General features: G+C 56.7%; 13 protein-coding genes. 4 read left to right on the plus strand and 9 right to left on the minus strand.

Annotated features, from left to right (window positions below):
- Positions 1–364 precede the first annotated feature (364 nt).
- A complete protein-coding gene (locus tag VSX42_RS07970) occupies positions 365–2641 on the plus strand; it encodes an NAD-glutamate dehydrogenase domain-containing protein (RefSeq protein WP_326503783.1) in 2277 nt (758 codons plus the stop codon).
- 83 nt (positions 2642–2724) lie between these two features.
- On the opposite strand, the gene VSX42_RS07975 is transcribed toward VSX42_RS07970, so the two are convergent.
- Positions 2725–4047, minus strand: a complete 1323-nt coding sequence (locus VSX42_RS07975; RefSeq protein ID WP_326503784.1) for an MFS transporter — start codon at positions 4045–4047, stop codon at positions 2725–2727.
- A 134-nt stretch (positions 4048–4181) separates the two neighbouring features.
- Positions 4182–6329 carry an acyltransferase family protein gene (locus tag VSX42_RS07980; RefSeq protein ID WP_326503785.1) on the minus strand — a complete coding sequence of 716 codons (2148 nt, stop codon included), beginning with the start codon at positions 6327–6329 and terminating at the stop codon, positions 4182–4184.
- A 208-nt stretch (positions 6330–6537) separates the two neighbouring features.
- Here VSX42_RS07980 and VSX42_RS07985 point away from each other — a divergent pair, with 208 nt between their 5' ends.
- Positions 6538–7833, plus strand: a complete 1296-nt coding sequence (locus VSX42_RS07985; RefSeq protein WP_326503786.1) for a hypothetical protein — start codon at positions 6538–6540, stop codon at positions 7831–7833.
- 44 nt (positions 7834–7877) lie between these two features.
- Here VSX42_RS07985 and VSX42_RS07990 read toward each other — a convergent pair whose 3' ends face one another.
- The 5 genes from VSX42_RS07990 to VSX42_RS08010 all read right to left on the minus strand — a co-directional run bounded on the left by VSX42_RS07990 (position 7878) and on the right by VSX42_RS08010 (position 13163).
- Positions 7878–8723 carry a glycosyltransferase gene (locus VSX42_RS07990; protein ID WP_326503787.1) on the minus strand — a complete coding sequence of 282 codons (846 nt, stop codon included), beginning with the start codon at positions 8721–8723 and terminating at the stop codon, positions 7878–7880.
- Between the two features lie 4 nt (positions 8724–8727).
- On the minus strand, positions 8728–9840 hold the full coding sequence (locus tag VSX42_RS07995; protein WP_326503788.1) for a glycosyltransferase family 4 protein: 1113 nt from the start codon (positions 9838–9840) through the stop codon (positions 8728–8730).
- 12 nt (positions 9841–9852) lie between these two features.
- Entirely contained in the window at positions 9853–10254 is a 402-nt protein-coding gene (locus VSX42_RS08000; protein ID WP_326503789.1) for a DUF2304 domain-containing protein, read from the minus strand.
- Between the two features lie 5 nt (positions 10255–10259).
- Positions 10260–11003, minus strand: coding sequence for a glycosyltransferase family 2 protein (locus VSX42_RS08005; RefSeq protein ID WP_326503790.1), 744 nt, complete (start codon positions 11001–11003; stop codon positions 10260–10262).
- Positions 11004–11129: 126 nt separating this feature from the next.
- Positions 11130–13163, minus strand: a complete 2034-nt coding sequence (locus tag VSX42_RS08010; RefSeq protein ID WP_326503791.1) for a DUF6541 family protein — start codon at positions 13161–13163, stop codon at positions 11130–11132.
- A 198-nt stretch (positions 13164–13361) separates the two neighbouring features.
- On the opposite strand from VSX42_RS08010, the gene VSX42_RS08015 reads away from it, so the two are divergent.
- The gene (locus VSX42_RS08015; protein ID WP_326503792.1) at positions 13362–15029 is read left to right on the plus strand and encodes an alpha-keto acid decarboxylase family protein; all 1668 of its coding nucleotides are present in this window, start codon (positions 13362–13364) and stop codon (positions 15027–15029) included.
- A gap of 82 nt (positions 15030–15111) precedes the next feature.
- Here the strand turns inward: VSX42_RS08015 and VSX42_RS08020 are convergent, their stop codons facing one another.
- Together VSX42_RS08020 and VSX42_RS08025 are read right to left on the minus strand one after the other, a co-directional pair.
- Entirely contained in the window at positions 15112–16518 is a 1407-nt protein-coding gene (locus tag VSX42_RS08020) for a GntP family permease (protein ID WP_326503793.1), read from the minus strand.
- 21 nt (positions 16519–16539) lie between these two features.
- A complete protein-coding gene (locus VSX42_RS08025) occupies positions 16540–17058 on the minus strand; it encodes a gluconokinase (RefSeq protein ID WP_326503794.1) in 519 nt (172 codons plus the stop codon).
- A gap of 224 nt (positions 17059–17282) precedes the next feature.
- On the opposite strand from VSX42_RS08025, the gene VSX42_RS08030 reads away from it, so the two are divergent.
- Positions 17283–17804: a flavin reductase family protein gene (locus VSX42_RS08030; protein WP_326503795.1), complete on the plus strand. Its 522-nt coding sequence runs from the start codon at positions 17283–17285 to the stop codon at positions 17802–17804.
- Positions 17805–17814 lie beyond the last annotated feature (10 nt).

A 17814-nucleotide genomic window follows, 5' to 3' on the forward strand; every position in this document is an offset into this window, starting at 1 on the left:
ATACCTGGGTGCGCGGGTCTGCGCTCTACTTACATAGTAGTCGGGAAGACGGTGGGAGTGAACCGCAACACCGAGGTGCCCCAAGCCCTTTATATTCAGATTTGAAACACTTGTCTACTATCGCTTGTGTTGAATATTTCTTACCCACAAGTTTAGAACATATATTCTCATTTGTCTCGAATATATGTACTATTTTTAGCAAGAAGAACTCGCTATACCCAGGAAGTGCTAGACGCGCACCAGCTCTTCACATACGAGACACACGGTCTCACATTGCAAAAACGGTATCGCCAGCTTTCTTTCCCCCTCTTATGCTGGAATTTCCACCAGGGCACTAAGGTGCCCTCCCCGATTAGAAGGGCAGATGATGTCAGCCTCTACCAGTTCAGCTCTCTCCTCAAAGGTTCTGCACGCCTACTCCCGCTACCTCCTGCAACTCGGAGCCCCCTTCACCGCGGACTTCATGAACAAGGCTCTTGCTGACAACCCCACCATCACCGAAGGCATCGCCAGCATTTTCAGCACCGGCTTTGACCCCGCTCTCGAAAAGGACGCGGACGCCCGCCGCGCCTCCCAGCGCGCAGCGGCTGAAGACGTGCGCGCCGATATCGAAAAGCTGGATGCCGAAACCCAGGATTTCTTCACCAAGCTGCTTGAGGTCGTCCTCGCAACTGTTCGCACCAACGCCTATCAGGGCAAAGAAACCATCGCCCTAAAAATCTCAACCCGCGACGTTTCTTTTGCCCCCCTCCCCAAACCGCTATTTGAAATCTTTGTCGAGGGTGACGCCCTCGAAGGTGTGCACCTGCGCTTTGGCAAGGTTGCCCGCGGTGGTCTGCGCTGGAGCGACCGCCCCGAGGACTTCCGCACCGAGGTGCTCGGCCTGGTTAAGGCTCAGGTCACCAAGAATGCCGTCATTATCCCCACCGGCTCCAAGGGCGGCTTTGTTCCCAAGAACCTGCCCGACCGCGATGCTGAGCAGGATAAGTACAACGAGATGGGTGTAGCTGCCTACAAGCTCTTCATCTCTTCCCTGCTCGATGTCACCGATAACCTGGTGACCGACAATGGCCAGCAGACCATCGTGCGCCCCGACGCGGTCGTGGCTCTCGATGAGGACGACCACTACCTGGTCGTTGCCGCCGATAAGGGCACTGCTACCTTCTCAGACATCGCTAATGGCATCTCTCTAGACCGTGGTTTCTGGCTGGGCGATGCTTTTGCCTCCGGCGGCTCGGTGGGCTTTGACCACAAGGAAATGGGCATTACTGCCCGCGGCGCCTGGGAATCAGTCAAGCGCCACTTCGCTGCCCTGGGGCACGATTCTCAGGCTGAAGACTTCACCATGGTGGGTATCGGCGGCATGGCCGGCGATGTGTTCGGCAACGGTGCCCTGCTCTCAGAGCACATCCGCCTGATTGGTGCCTTCGACTCCCGCCACATCTTCATCGACCCCAACCCCGATGCAGCTGTTTCTTTTGCGGAACGTCAGCGCCTCTTCAACCTGCCTCGCGCCTACTGGACCGACTACAAGCCCGAACTGATTTCAGAGGGCGGCGGCGTCTATTCCCGTAAAGACAAGGCCATCGAGGTCACCCCCCAGATGCGGGAGGCCCTGGGCCTTGATAGCGCCGTTGAAACCATGAGCGGCGACCAGCTCATTACCGCCCTACTCAAGGCCCCCGTAGATCTGCTCTACACCGGCGGAACCGGCACCTACGTGCGCTCCACCGAAGAAAGCAACAGCCAGGTCGGTGACTCCACCAACGACAAGCTCCGCATCACCGCACCCGAGCTGCGCGTGCGCGTCATTTCCGAGGGTGGCAACCTGGGCCTCACCCAGCGCGCCCGTATCGAGGCAGCCGCAGGCGGGATCCTGGTCAACACCGACGCCATCGACAACTCTGCTGGCGTCGAGACCTCAGACCGCGAGGTCAACCTCAAGATTCTCATGGGCCGCGCTATCGAGGCGGGCCAGTTCAAGGAGGGCGACCGCGCCGACTTCATCGCTGAGCAGGTCGAAGAAGTAGGCCGCCGTGTGCTGCGCTCCAACCTGGAACAAAACGTGTTGCTTCAGGCCGAACGCACCGAAGCTTTCAACACCAACGACGTCGCAGGCGAGTTCATGGACTACCTCACCGAAACCGTGCACCTGGACCGCGAGGTTGAGCTGCTCCCCTCAGATGCAGACCTGGCAGACCGGGCCGAGGCGCACGTGCCCCTCACTAGCCCCGAGCTCTCCGTGCTGACCGCTTACGCCAAGATTGACCTCACCGCAGCTCTCGTCGAAAGCGGCTATGCTGACGAGCCCGACCTTGACCTCAGCGACGTCCTGGCTGACTACTTCCCGGCTCCTGCTACCGAGAAGTTTGGCTCCTACTTCGATGAGCACCCCCTACGCAGCGAAATCATCGCAACCCGTGCAGCCAACCGCATGATCAACCACGCAGGTATCACCTTCGTGTACGAGATGAAGAAGAAGCACGGGGCTTCGGTCAACGATATTGCCCGTGCCTTCCGCACAGCCCGTCTCGAAGCTGGCGCCCTGCCAGACATTGAGGGTAACGGCGACTTCAACGCCTGGGTCGAAGGAGCGCAGGCCCTCCGCGAGGCTATCGAGGCCAAGCTCGCCAGCGAGTAAAGCTCTTCCTCAATCCCCTCACAAGGACGCGCCCGCCCCGGCTTATGTGAGCCGGGGCGGGCGCGTCCTTACCCTCAGAAAATCTAGTGGTCCTGTACCCGGTCAACCTCAGCCAGTGTCAGCTTTCCGGTCTCACGAGCGGTCAGTGCACACAGACAGGCCAGGGCAGCCATACCCAGAGTGAAGGTGGCGGGGCCTACCCAGCTGGCAAAATCGTCCCCGGCAAGGGCCGTTGCAGCAGCCGGTGCGATGCCACCTGACAGGGCAAAGCCAATCTGCGTACCCAAGGCCAGGCCGGTCACCCGCACCCGAGTGGGGAACATTTCAGCGTAGAAGGAAGGCCAGATACCGTTGGCCATGGAGTAGAAGGCCCCGTGCATGAGCACACCAAACACAAACACGAGAACAATGTTTCCGCTTGTGATGGCATGCAGGTAGGGGAACATGAGCCCACCCGCGACCAGGGCACCGGTGGCGAAGATGGGCTTGCGACCCACCCGGTCAGCGACCATAGCCCAGAAGGGGATAGCGAGCAGGCTCAGTCCGTTAGAGGCAATAGGAACCCAGAGCATAATACCCGAATCAATCCCGTGCCCCTTGGTGGCAAAAGAGATCGAGAAGGTTGTGAAGACCATGTTCACGGTATTGACCATGGCGCACAGGGCCACCACCGCCACCGCCCGCTTGTGGCGGGTGAAGACAAGAGCCAGCGGCGCCTTACGACGGGCCGGGTCAATCACCTGCTGCGCCTGGGTTTCCACGAAGGAGGGAGCTTCTTCAAGGCGGCGGCGAATCAGCCAGGCAGCTACCAGCACAAAGGCCGAAAGCCAGAAGGGCACACGCCAGCCCCAGCTGAGCAGGTCTTCTTCGGGTAGGGCCGCAAAGGGCAGGAAGACCGCCGTTGCGAGCAGGGAGCCGAACTGGGTACCGTGCAGGGTCCAGGAGGTGGTGAAGGCCCGCTGGTGGTCGTGGGCGTGTTCCAGCGACATTGAGATAGCGGACGCCTGCTCGCCCGACGCCGATAGCCCCTGGAAGACCCGGCACAGCACCAGCAGGGCGGGGGCAAGCAGCCCCACCTGGTTGTAGGTGGGCAGGCATCCAATGGCGAATGTGGCCCCGCCCATCATGAAGAGGGTCAGCATGAGCACAAAGCGGCGTCCGAATCTGTCGCCCAGCGGGCCCATCAGCATGGCACCAAAGGGGCGAACTACATAGGCGATGCCCAGCACCATCATCGATTTGAGGATGCCAGCGGCATCCGAGTCTTCGGGGAAGAAGATGCGGTTGAGCACCAGGGCCGCGGCTGTACCGAAGACCGCGAAGTCGTAGTATTCCAGCGCTGAACCGATCCAGGAGGCCAGGGCGGCCTTGCGCGGACGTTTGTGCGGGGTGGCGGGTGCGGTCATAGTTTTCCTGCGGGGTGCGGACGCCCGGCTCGGCTACACCTGCCCGGCGTGTGTGTACGGTGCTACCCCTGAGCGTATGCGCGGGCGCCCCGGCTGGTCAAAGCCGGGGCGCCCGTATTCCGTATGGTGGTTACTTATCTATAGGGGTTGGTGGCGGAGGGGTTCCAGCCCTGGGTAAGGAGCTGGTTTTCCATCTCTGCTGACATGGTCGAGCCGTAAGCCTTCGAAATGTGGTTATCGTCAATATAAATGAAGACGTTGCCCTCCAAGGGCCGGCAAATACCGTTGGGGCAGATTTGCTCGGTTAGGTCTACGGTGTAGACGCGGGGGTTAAATTTTGCCAGGGCCAGTGAGGGGTTAACAGGTGCTAGCTTCTCACGCACAGGCATTGAGCAATCAGAGAGGTTGCGCAGGTTAGCCTGACCGCAGACGTACATGTCGTAGTCATAGCGGGGGTTATCGCGTAAGGCGATCACATTTATGCCTGCCCTTGTGAGAAGGTCTACGGCAGGTCCTAGCTCGGTAATAGGTACCTCGTCAGCGCTAGTGGGCATGGCTGCGGTAGAGATAACTACAAGGTTAGCTGGGCGTAGGTTAAGGATCTCCTGAGTGACGTCGCGGTTAAAGGTCGCGCATTCTTCCCAGCCTTCGGGCTGGGTGGGAAATTTACAACCTCCCATAAGGAAAGCCATCATGTTCTGCCCCCTGGCTTGAGCAATGGGGCGGTACATTGAGATAGCCTGTTCTGCATGTGAGTCACCTACCACGATAGTAAGGGGGGCCTCAGCGTCACCCCAGTAGTCGATGGTGCAGTAGTCTTCCAGGCTTACGTTAGATAGGACTTGGTAGTCAGCGCATCTCTCGCTGAGGTCATCGAACTGACTTAAGATATCACCTTGGGGGATAGGCATCTGACGATATCGCTGATCGCTACCTGCGGATAAGGCGCCAGGGTAGGCATCGGTACCAGCAAGAAGGGCAAGTTCCTCTGCCCGGTCTTGCTGATGGCGAACCCAGGCTTGACCTGCGGATATACTTCCTCCTAGGAAGGTTAGGCAGATAGCAATAACAGCTACCGGGCGGCCCCAGCTCTTAGGGGCTGATTTTTGGGTGCTGTCCCAAGGAATGTGGTGGCCGGTGAAGTGGCGGCCAATGAGGCGCTGGCGGCGGGGGCGGAGGCTGGGTTTTTTCTCCCAGGCTCGCAGGGGTTCCTCAACGGCCTTGTGCAGGAGCCAGGCTAGGGCAATTGATCCAGCAATGATGAGGGCACCGTCAAACCAACCAGCCTGGGGCTTGTTAAGGGCTGTGGTGGTGAGGATAAGCACAGGCCAGTGAACCAGGTAGAGGCAGTAGGAGATAGCGCCCATCTTCTGGAGAGGTTTAGATGAGAGCAGGCGGTCCACACCGAAGCGGGAGCCGGTCTGGCCAGCTGCCATGATGAAGGCAGCTGAGAGTAGAGGCCAGAGGGCTAGGTAGCCGGGGAAGGCTTGTTCAACGGGCAGGAGCCAGCCGCAGGTAATAAGGCCGGTAAGACCTACCCAGCCCAGGGGTACTTTGGCCCAGGACGGCACTCGCCAGGCCAGCATGAGCATGGCAAGTAGGGCACCGGCAGCAAATTCCCAGAGGCGGGTGCGGGTGTCGAAGTAGGCGAAAGCTTGATTGGTTGAGGTTGCAAGGATGGAGTAGGTGAGGGAGGCTACGAAGACACTGCCGAAGACGAGTAGGGCGGTGGGGAGCACCTTCAGACGCAGGTAGCCTACAAGGAAGGCTACGAAGGCAAAGAGCAGGGGCCAGAGAATGAAAATTTGCCCCTGCATGGAGAGGGACCAAAAGTGCTGGAAGGGGGTTTTGAGGGTGGCGTCTTGAGCATAGTAGTCCACCGAGTTGAAGGCTAGGCGCCAGTTGAGCCAGTAGAAGAGGGCTGCTTTGGCATCCGCTAGGAGGGCTGACCAGCGGGAGGGAACCAGAATAAAGTAGGAGGCTACTAGGGTACCGAGAATGACGGTTGCAGCTGCTGGTAGGAGCCTTTGGAAGACGTGGAGCCAGTAGCTGACGACCTTGAGGGGCTTGCCATCCTGTATCTTGCGTAAGGACGAGAGTGAGAGCAGGAAGGCGGAGATGAATAGGAAGACATCGACGCCACCGGAGACTTTACCGAACCAGACGTGGTAGGTAACAACGAGCAGGACCGCCAGGGAACGGAGGCCTTGGACTTCTGGGCGGAATTTGGGTTGTTCTAGAAAGCTGCCCAGGGGCTTGTATCTGTGACTGGTTCGGTTCATTGTTGGTGCTTCTCTATGGGTGCGATAGCTGCCTGCGAGCTGGGCAACTTGGGCAGTCTACCACAGGCACCGCCCCCGATATATCATGGCATGAAGCAGATATATCTCGTGAGGAGTTACATGTTTCCTCTACAGGGTAGGTACGACGATTGAGAGCATGGGTACTAAGCTAGAGATACTTTCCCATCGTTACAGAAGAAGAGATTCCGTGAGCGAAGAACCTACCGAAGCCGTGATTAGTCGCGGCCAGTCACTTTTTATTACGGCTTCATCCATTATTAGCGCGGGTACTACTTTCTTGGTGACCTGGCTAGCTGCCCGATCTTTAACGGTCGAAGACAACAAAGATTTTTTGGTTTTCTGGTCCCTTACTTCTTTGGTGTTCGCCACCCTCCTTGGAGTGCAGCAGGAGTCTGCACGTCTGATTGGTTCTGACCAGCTCAGTCAGCAGAAGAAGGCTACCCGTGCCCCCGGGGAAAGCACCTATAACCCTCTTGTGGTAGCGACCTGGGTGGGGGTTACCTGCGCTCTTATCTTTGCTGCTCTTACGCCGGTGTGGCTCGGCACAGTTTTGCCGGCAGGAGACTGGAGAACCGTACTTCTCATTACGCTAGTAACGGCCGTCTATGCCTGCCATGTCTACTGCATTGGGGCAATGGCTGGCACCCGGGCCTGGACGGAGTACGCCCTGCTAATTTCAACCGGTGGTATTTTCTGCTTCTTGTGCACCCTGCTCGCATCTGCGCTGGGGGCAGGCCTACTCGCCTTCCAGCTTTCCTTTCTGGCAACCGCTTTTCTCTGGCTTGTCTTCGTAGTTTTCTCCCCCAGGGTGCGGGGGGCCACCCGTTTACGACTGGTAGGACGCCCTGGAGCGGCTTATCGTGGCATGATACTGGCGGTGGGCACCGCTGTCGCTATAGCTGCTATGTCTACGGGCTTCCCTATCTTCTTGGAGGCGACAAGCTCCACTGCTACGCCTGAGTCTGCCGCGCTTCTAGCCGCAATTATTTTGGGTATCTCGATTACCCGTGCTCCTATCATGCTTCCCTTGCAGGCGTTTCAGGGGGTTGCTGTCTCTTATTTCCTGGCCAACTCTCAGCGTCCTACCGCTGCCCTGCTTAAACCGGTGGGAGCTTTACTGGCCCTTGGCCTGGCAGGTGCGGGGGCCGCTTATCTTCTCGGGCCCTGGCTGTTCGATAGAATTTATGAGAAGTATGCTGGGCAGCTCGATGGTACTTTCCTTGCTGCTCTCACCTTTGCCGCAGCCCTACTGGCGGTTACAACGCTGTCAGGAACCGCTACCCTCGCGATGGGGGCCCACCGTATTTATCTTGCTGGCTGGGTGCTCACTGTTCTGGTGGCTTTTGGCTGTCTTTTGCTGCCACTGGGGCTTGAGGCCAGGACTATTGTGGCACTGGTGGTTAGCCCAATAATTGGTGCGGCAGCGCACCTTGCTGGTATGGAGGTCCTGAGCCGTGCAAAGGCGTCCGCGCCCACTATCTAATAGAGCATAAAGCATGAGGGGCAGCTAAGCTGCCCCTCAGTGTTTTAAGAACGTTTGAAGTAGGTGAAATACTCGTGCACGGGGCGGATCAGGCCGGACGCCCGCGCAAACTGAACACCGCACCACAACAGATGCGGAGGTAGTGCCAGGACGGCGGGAACGCCAAGAGCCTTCGCTAGCTGGCGGCGGCCACTGGTAACTGCCTTGATATGATCGCCACGGGCTCCCGCTCCCTTACTGATATTGGTAGTGTGCACTCGGTACTGGATTTCACTCCCCTGCAACATCGCTACAGGCCCTAGCGCTGCTAGACGCAGGAAGAGATCATAGTCCTCGAACTGAGTAAGGTCTCGACGGTACTCTTTTGCCTGGCGGTAGGCTGCCATTCGGAACACCACCGATGAATGCGGGATAGGGTTGAACAGCAACATGCTACGCCGAACATCATCACCGGTTGGAGCTTTAAGTTCACCCGTTACTCGGCCGTTTTCGTCGATAAGGTCTCCACCCGTACCCACAAGAACACATTCAGGGTGGGCTGTTAAGTAGTCTAACTGTCGGCGAAACTTTGTAGGAGTGATGAGGTCATCCCCGTCAACATTGGCGATAAAAGCTGACCGGGCGACATCGCAGCCTGCCCGCATCGCGTTACTGACACCAATATACCGATCAAAGCGCAGGACGGTCAGACGCGGGTCTGTCAGCCAAGGGTAGGCTTTCTCGTCGGTGGCGCAGTCTTCAGCAGTCAAGGTGATTGAGGGGCCGTTAAGCACCAGAATTACTTCTAGGTTAACATCCTGGCTCCCTAGCACCGACTGTACCGTGCTTTCAAGCCACTTACTGAGGGCCCCGCTTCGTATAACGACAGAAAGTTCCGGTGAAGAAGTCATCACACTAGGCTCCTGACGCACTGGTAACTGAGCGCAAGATTTGCTCATAAATCTTAGCCTGGCTGCCCCAGCCCCACCGCTCCAGGTCTTCTAAGGGGTAACTCTGAGGTTCCTGTGCAAGCTCAGCGCGCACAGCTGCTACCAACTGGGGTACGCCCTGCTGCTCAACAATGTGAACCCGAACCCCGGCGTCCTTAAGCACCCTGGCACTCGACACATCATAAGTCACTATCGCTGCCTGTGACACATAGGCATCAATAATTGTGGTCTGAAATCCCTCTGCCGCCACAGTAGGGTTAACTAAGGTAGCGCCACGAAGCTCCCTAGCCACCATCTCATGATCGACGAAACCCTTGAAATCTACGGCAGCAGAGATACCTAGCTCAGAAGCATAGGCCTTAGCCTTTTCGAGGTCGGCACCAGCGCCCAATACAACACCGGTAATCTCAGCATCTTCTGCATGAAGCTGCTGGACAGTTTCGAGAAAGGCCCGCCAGCCCTTCACCTCAACCACGCGAGCCAAAAAAATCAGCTTTTTCCGCTGGAAAACGACCTCTTCAGGTTCTGCCGCAGGCAAGGGAGAAACATTATAAAAAACATCAGCCTTTACACCCGAAAGCTTTTTAACAAAGTCACAGGAGAGCTGAGAAACACCCAAGACCTTAGAAGCGGACCGCAGAGTCAGCACACCCAAAGTGCGGTCTACCAGCTGACTTGCTAGACGAATAACAGCCTTCTCCGAAACCACAAAGCCCGAACCGTGCTCAGTATGGACTACGGGAATCTTCATCATTCGGCCTAAAGCAACCCCCAACCAGCTCATGCTAAAGAAACGGGTATGAACCGAGATGACATCTATATTCTCGCGCTTCAGCACCCTAGCAAGACGAACAAACCCCAGAAGAGAAGGAAACCCTAGAATCCCCTCAATACGCAGATACTCCTTCAAGCGATAGACAGAAATACCGCCTTCAGAAGACTTACCGGGGGAATGGTCTAAGGTAACAATACGAACCTTATGACCAGCCTGTTCCAGCTCATTGGCCAAAGCATGAACATGCTGCTCCACTCCGCCACGCTTAGGCGGGTAATTATTCACCACAAAGGCTATATTCATCGCAAAAAGCCCCTAAAACGAATCGGGTTCACGGCTCTGAGTAGCCTCAGCAAAGCCAGCACCCCCTCCTTGACCCTGCTGATCAAACTGAGCCCTCAAAATAGCAACCTCTTCAGCCAGTACGCGGACATCTTCACCCATTTTGGAAAGAGCAGAGGTGAGATGCAGGCAAACGCCGATGAGCATGATAATTGAAAGTAGGAAAAGCAGATTTACCGGTGATTCTATACCGATGAGGTCTGCAAAGAAGAAGAGCATACGCGGGAAAATAACTAGCAGAATAATGATGACTGAAACAATCAGCCACAGGGCTGCATACTTTTCCTTCATATTCTGGTTGCGCACTTGGGCAAGGACTAGCAGCACAATGACTGCTGCAAAGACCAAAAAGAAGATATATGCGTTAATTGACATATTTTTTACTTGCCTCCTACTGAGGTCTTAGAACGAGTCATCGACATGGCGAAAGAGAAAAAGGAGCGTACCAAGTAAATAGCTGATTTCCAAGGATTAGAAGAGGGTGTACCAGCCTGACGCTCACGCATCTCCACCGGAACCTGCTTAACTGTTAGCCCTGCACGAATGGCCATGACACAGGCATCAATACAGTCACCTAGATACTCAGCTGGCAAATGCTCACAATACTGCTCAATGGCACGACGGTTGGCTGCCCGGAAGCCACTGGTCGCATCGGTGAATTTTTCACCTGAAATGCGGGTGAAAAGGAAGGCCAAAACGACCATAGCCCACTTACGAGGGCCACTCACTTTATAGTTAGTTGCCTCAGCAAAACGAGAACCAATAGAAATATCGGTACCATCATCTAGACCCGCAAGCACAGTACGAATACCCTTAGGATCATGCTGCCCATCAGCATCCACCTGAATTGCACGGTCATAGTTCATACGGCGGGCATACTTATAGCCGGTACGCAAGGCCCCACCAATACCCATGTTATAGGGCAAGTCGATAACAAAAGCCCCAGCTTCACGGGCAATTTCCGAGGTGCGGTCGGTTGAGCCGTCATTGACTACCAGAAGGTCAACTTCAGGCATCATACGGTAGAGCTCGGTAATAGTACCGCCGATGACCTCCTCCTCATTCCATGCAGGCATGATAATGAGGGTGCGCGGTTCATCAACAGAAGCAGATGAGAGGTTCATCGACAAAGGTTCTCCTCAGAGGTCCGTCCGCCCTGTTCTCAGGGCAAAGATACTACCCAGTCTAACAGTTCACCTCAGACGGCTATCCGAGAGCTGCAAAGGCCCTAGAGCCCTATCAAGATAAGTTTAATCACAAGCCACAATCTCATAGAGCGTAGCCCCACCTGAGCGGTAAACCGGCTCAATAACACCCTCAGTATCCCAGAGGCGCTCAAAGCTGGGGTACCACATGGCATGGTCACCATCGTTATTTACCTCTACCCAGCCAAACCAGAGGAAATAGCTGATGTTTTCTTCATCCAAGATCTGGCAGACTCGCGGGTCTGTCTGTGCTTTGTCAAGGTTCTCATAGATATATTTATCATTCTCACTTATTTCTGACAGGGTGTGGTAGGAAGTAACTTCTCGCCCTGCTAAGGCATAAGCAAAGGCTCCACCATTAAAGGCAGACACTACGATGCCCTTATCCTCTGGCACAAGATCATCGACTCGTTCTAAAACATCAAGCTCATCTGGGGTCAGCAGAGGGGAATCAATGGTGGGCTCGTACAGAGCTCGAACGTTTTTGATGTAGGCATTCAAGGGGGTGCTGGTTTGCAAGAGAAGGGTGAGCACCAAGGTAGCAACAACCCCACTAGTTGCCACTACAGTTTCTCTTTTAAGCAGGTAGGAGCCCACCTTGAATTGGCCAGCAGCAGGCAACCTATCCATGACAAGAAGGGCAACCTGGTGAACCCCGTAGGCAATGAAGATGAGGACGAGGATCGGGGCCAGGGCAGCCAGGCGGTACGAATCGTGATACCAGGTTCCCACCACCTCATATCTGCCCTCTTCCCAAGCCAAGGAGCGAACGGCCACATAGAAATACACCAGCACTAGCCAGGACCCCACCACCCAGTAGAGACGGTTTTTGCAGGTCACCAGGTAGTAAGCACCGATGAAGAAGATAATCGTGATAACCCATAAGGGGGTGACCATCATCCCCAAGGGGTGATTAAAAACCAACTCTCCAATGGCCTGCCCCTGCTTGAGGGCGGGCCCCCACATTTCACCAGCTTCCTTAGGTGGGCGCACTACATCCCACAGCACCCGCACTACCGCAAAAATTGCAAGAATACCTAGGCCTTGCAACAGAGCAACCCACCAGGGAATTTCTGTGCGAACTGCTGCGATGATTTGAAGAATGAGGCGGGTAGCGAAGATGGGGAGCACCAGCACAAGCATTGACATGATGGCGTTGGGGTGAGCTAGGGCGATACCCAGGGCGACGAGGATCCCCAGAAAGACGGCCTGCACCGTGGTGAGATAGCGCACCAGACCGACCCGGAAGAGTTGAGCCATCATGCCGATACCCACCGGAATGAGGGAGTACCCCAGAAGGTTAGGGTAGAGCACACCGAAGTAGACGAGAGAGTAGGGGAAGGAGGAAATGCTGGCGGAGGCGACACCGGTGAGCACAAGAGCTATGGGTCGAGCAGGGAAGATGCTGCGCACCATGTAGATAACAGAAAGGGGCCATACGACACCGGCAATGACCAAAACGGTGGCGTTAGTTGCCACAGGGATAGATTCCCCTGAGTACATAAACACTAGTGAAACAATATTATGCCAGGCCAGAGGGTAGAAACCTTCAGGTTCTCCACTTGCCGAGGTCATACTCAAAATAAAGAAGGGGGAAGCGTTGGAGTGATCAACAATGTACCTGACTGCATTGAGGTGAAAAGAGTTATCCCAGGTCTGCGATATCCACTCTGCATCACCAATAGATCGAGCAAGATTGCGCAGGCCCAAAAGGGCACCAAGGGCAACTGAAGCATAAAGCCACACCTGCCGCCCCACAGACCAGACCATTGGTTCACGCTCAATAGTGGTGCCCAGGCGCCGCCCCCCAGGAATATCTTCCCAGTCAAAGGCAGCAAATCCAGCCTGAACAAGAAACCCGAGTAGCGCGATAACAGCAGCTAGAGCAAAAGGAATCCACAGGGCCCAGGCTAGCCCCAGGGCAGGCGCTATGATGGCACTCACTGCAATAAGGGCAATTGAAACCGGCGGGGCAATTGCAAACGCGTCAAAGCCTCTGATCCGCAGAGCAAGAGTTACCAGGAACCCGGGAACAAAAACTACCAACAAGCCTACGAGAGCTGGCAGCAGAGCACTCATCCACACGGTTTACTTTCCCCGTTTCATCATCAAGTATTTATTCAACTTCTCAATACTATCGACAGTCTTGAACATCCGTTCCTTTCACCTGACGCAGGAAGAAGTTACATTCACCATCATTTCGCCTCTAAACTGAAAGGACAGATGATTCAGGTTATATACCTGCACACCCCACATTTCTACCTTCCTAAGGAGTCAATGATGACCTATACCGTGGGTAACTATATTCTCGACCGCCTGGCTGAGCTGGGCGTAGACAAGGTCTTCGGCGTGCCCGGGGACTTTAACCTTTTCTTCCTCGACGACGTATTGGCGCACGAGAAACTGGATTGGGTGGGTAACGCGAATGAGCTCAACGCCGGGTACGCGGCGGACGGCTACGCCCGCGTCAAGGGCCTGGGCGCCCTGGTGACTACCTACGGTGTGGGTGAGCTGTCAGCTATCAACGCAACCGCCGGCTCCTACGCTGAGAATGTACCTGTGATTCACATTGTGGGTGCACCCAGCCTGTCGGCCCAGAATTCTCACCTGCGCATGCACCACACCCTGGGCGATGGGGATTTCAAGCATTTTATGCGCATGGCATCTGAGGTATCTGCCGCTGTTGCAGCCCTGCACCCGGCGACCGCTGCGACCGACATTGACCGCGTCATCCGCACCGCCGTCATCCACCGCAAGCCCGGCTACCTGATGCTGCCGGTTGATGTGTCGACCATGCCGGCCACTCCCCCGTCGCGTCCGCTCGATGTGGATAGCCACGTCTCCTCACCCGATATTGAGGCCCTCTTCAAGGACGCCGTCACCGACTTCATGCGCGGCAAGAGCGTGACGGTGCTGGCAGATATCATGGCTGAGCGTCTGGGAGCGGTGCAGGACGTCCGCGCCCTGGTAACCGAGACCAAGTTCCCCTTTGCGTCCCTGATGTGGGGTAAGGCCGTGCTGAACGAAACCAAGCCCAATTTTGCGGGTATTTATGTGGGGGGCCTGTCGGCTGAACATACCCGTGCGGTAGTGGAAGATGCTGAGGTTTTGGTTTGCGCTGGCGTGGAATTTACAGATACCACAACCGGCATATACTCACATCAGATAGATTTTGGCCGGGTTATTAACATCGGTGCGGAGAGCACTAGCATCGCCGGGCGTCACTATGCCCCGCTGACCATGGCGAGGGCTTTGAATATCGTTAAAGAGGTGTCCCTAGAGCTGGGCCTGAAGGGCACTCCCTTTGAGGCTCCCGCCAGCGAGGAACCTCTGCCCGATATCACCGATGAGGCTCTCACGCAGGATGTGCTGTGGCGGGTGCTCTCATCAAACCTGGACGAGAAGAACACTGTGGTGGTTGATATGGGCACTTCTTTCTTCGGCATGGCAACCCGCAAGTTCCCACGCGATTCTCGCTTTATCGGCATGCCCCTGTGGGGGTCCATCGGCTACTCTATTCCGGCCCTGCTGGGGGCGGCCATGGCCGATACCGATTCCCGCGGTGTGCTGATGGTAGGTGACGGCTCAGCCCAGCTGACCATTCAGGAGATTGGCACCATTATTCGCGAGGGCGTGAACCCGGTGGTCTTCTTGATTAACAATGACGGCTACACGATTGAGCGGTCTATTCACGGCGTGGAGGCTGAGTACAACGACATCACCTCCTACGACTGGTCGAAGATTCCTGCGGCCTTTGGCGGTACGAACGCCAACACGCTAACTCTGCGGGCAGCTACGGTTCGTGAGTTTGACGAGGCCTGCCGCCTCGCCAAGGAAAACCGTGACAAGCTGGTTTTCATTGAGGTGGTTACGGCCCCCATGGATATGCCCGAACTGCTTGAGAAGTTCGGTGCTCAGGCGGCCCAGCTGAACAAGAAGAAGTAGCACAAGAGCCCCCAAGGACGCGCCCGCCCCGCCTTCATCGACGAAGGCGGGGCGGGCGCGTCCGGCTTTAACTCACGCGTAGTTACAGCAGGCTTGCCACGCTGAACACAGCAGCAGCACCGGCGAAGCCCACAACGCCAATGAGGGTTTCCATCACCGTCCAGGTTTTAAGGGTGGTCTTTTCATCCATGTTGAAGAAGCGGCTAACTAGCCAGAAACCTGAGTCGTTGAAGTGAGAGAGCACCACAGAACCCGTCGCAACCGAAACCACAAGGGCCGCAAGCTGAATAGAGTTGAAGTCTGCCGCCAGCACACCGGGGGTAATCAGACCTGCGGCAGTCGTCAACGCTACCGTCGCAGACCCCTGGGCGACGCGCAGAATTGCGGCAATGAGGAAGCCGGCAACGATGAGGGGAACACCCAGGTCACCCAGCACATCGGCGAGCGCATCGCCAATTCCTGAGGAGCGCAGCACGCCACCGAACATACCGCCGGCGCCGGTAATCAGGATGACGGAGCAGACAGCAGGAAGAGCGCCGTCCATAGTCTGTTGGATACCCAGTGCGTGATCCTTGCGCTTGAAGCCGAGCAGGTACATGGCAATGAGGGAGGTAATGAGCAGGGCAACGGGGGTCTCGCCGAGCAGACGCAGGGTCTGGAACCAGGTTTCATCTGCTGCACTTTCGGGCAGCACTCCACCCTTAGCCAGGGTGTTAAGACCGGTATTGAGGAAGATGAGGACCATGGGGAGCAGCAGTACGAAGAGCACGGTGCCGAAGGAGGGCGGGTTGAGGGGTGCGTCCTGGGTTTCTTCATGACCCATGAGAGAGGGAACCGGCAGGTCAATGCGCTTACCGATGAACTTTGAGAAGAGGTAAACGGCAAAGTACCAGGTGGGTACCGCAATGATGAGGGAGACCAGCAACAGAGTACCGACGTTAGCTTCGAAGAAAGAGGCGGCTGAGACCGGCCCGGGGTGGGGCGGAACGAAGACGTGCATAACTGAGAATGCACCTACAGCGGGAATACCGTAGAGCAGGAGGGAGCCACCAACCCAGCGGGCAACGGAGAAAACGATGGGGAGCATCACGACCAGGCCGGCATCAAAGAAGATGGGGAAGCCAAAGAGCATGGAGGCAACACCGAGGGCGATGGGGGCGCGGTCTTCTCCGAAGGCAGAGATGAGTTTGTGGGCAAGTATCTGGGCACCGCCAGAGTATTGAATCAGGGCGCCGAGCATGGCGCCCAGACCAACGAGCAGGGCTACGGACGCCAGGGTTGATCCGAATCCGCTGAGCATGACGGGCACGACGCTGGCGACGGGGATTCCGGTGGCAACCGCGGTGAGCAGGCTGACGATGATGAGGGCTGGGAAGGCGTGGAGTTTGAACTTGATGATGAGTAGGAGCAGGAGCAGGATCGCACCGGTGGCGATGGCAAGGAGTGGCCCAGCGGTGAGGGTCTGGACCCAGTCTTCGGGAAGGGGCATTGATGTGCTTTCGTGTGGGTCTTATAGGGTAGGACGCAGGGCGGCCAGTGCCGCGGTTGCAACCTGTTCCGGGGTACCAGAAATATCAACGAGCACCCCGGCTTCATCCGCTCCGAGGGGTTCGAGAGCGGCGAACTGGGAATCGAGTAGGGAGGTTGGCATGAAGTGGCCTTCGCGGTGCTTCATGCGCTCTGCAATGGTTTCGCGTGCCCCCGTCAGGTGCACGAAGAGGACGCCGGGGGCGGCTTCGCGCAGCACGTCACGGTAGGTGCGTTTGAGGGCGGAGCAGGTGACGACAGTGCGCTCGCCGCGGGCGTCCGCGTCCTTAATCCAGGTGGCAATGCGGGCAAGCCAGGGGGCACGATCCTCGTCGGTAAGGGGAATCCCGGCACTCATTTTCTGAATGTTTTCAGCAGGGTGCAGATCGTCGCCTTCGATGAAGGCCCAGCCGAGTTGATCGCGCAGGGCGTGGGCGATGCTGGTTTTACCGGTACCGCTCACACCCATCACGACAATGTGATGTGTGTTTTCCTTTGTCATGTCTATTATTGTGCACCCATTTAGTTTGTATATCGAATGGACGGGGCACTCAAGACATACGGCTTCTACCCTTTGTTACAGCAGGTTGGCGTAACACTGTCACAGTTCTACTCATAGGAGCAATATGTGAGAAAGGCTAGGGTTTGACGCACCCGAAGTCCTAGGCTGAGACCAAGCGCTCCCGGCGCTGTAGTCCCCAAGCAGCCGCACAAAGGAAACCGATTATGACCACCCAGGTAAATATCAGCGAAAAGACCGCCACTGAACTGTTCTGCGAGGCTTTCGGCGCCCAGGCAGCAGGCGTTGCCATCATCACCGCGGAGGGCTCCGACGGGCTGCCGGGTGGCCTGACTATCTCGTCCCTGTCGTCGGTTTCCGCTGAGCCTCCCATCGTGTCTTTTTCTTTCAAGGACCGCACTGGCTCCGCTGCCCGCATCATCGATGCTGATTCCTTCCTGATTCACCTGATTGGTGCCGATAACATCGAGATCGCCAAACTCTTCTCGGTCAGCAAGGCCGATAAGTTTGGTGATACCTCCACCTGGGACCGCCTACCCACCGGCGAGCCCCTGCTACACGGGGTGAGCCGGGTGCTGCGCGTCCGCCCCCTGGGTACCCTCGATGCTGGTCCTGCCGTTGTCTTTACCGCTGAGGTCACCGACTTCATCCGCCACGATGCCAACGCCACCCCCACCGTCTATCACGCCCGCCGTTTCCACGGTCTGGGTGACCACTCAGCCCTGTAATCTAGCGCCC

The sequence above is a fragment of the Rothia nasimurium genome (genome assembly GCF_035916755.1).
Lineage (GTDB): Bacteria > Actinomycetota > Actinomycetes > Actinomycetales > Micrococcaceae > Rothia.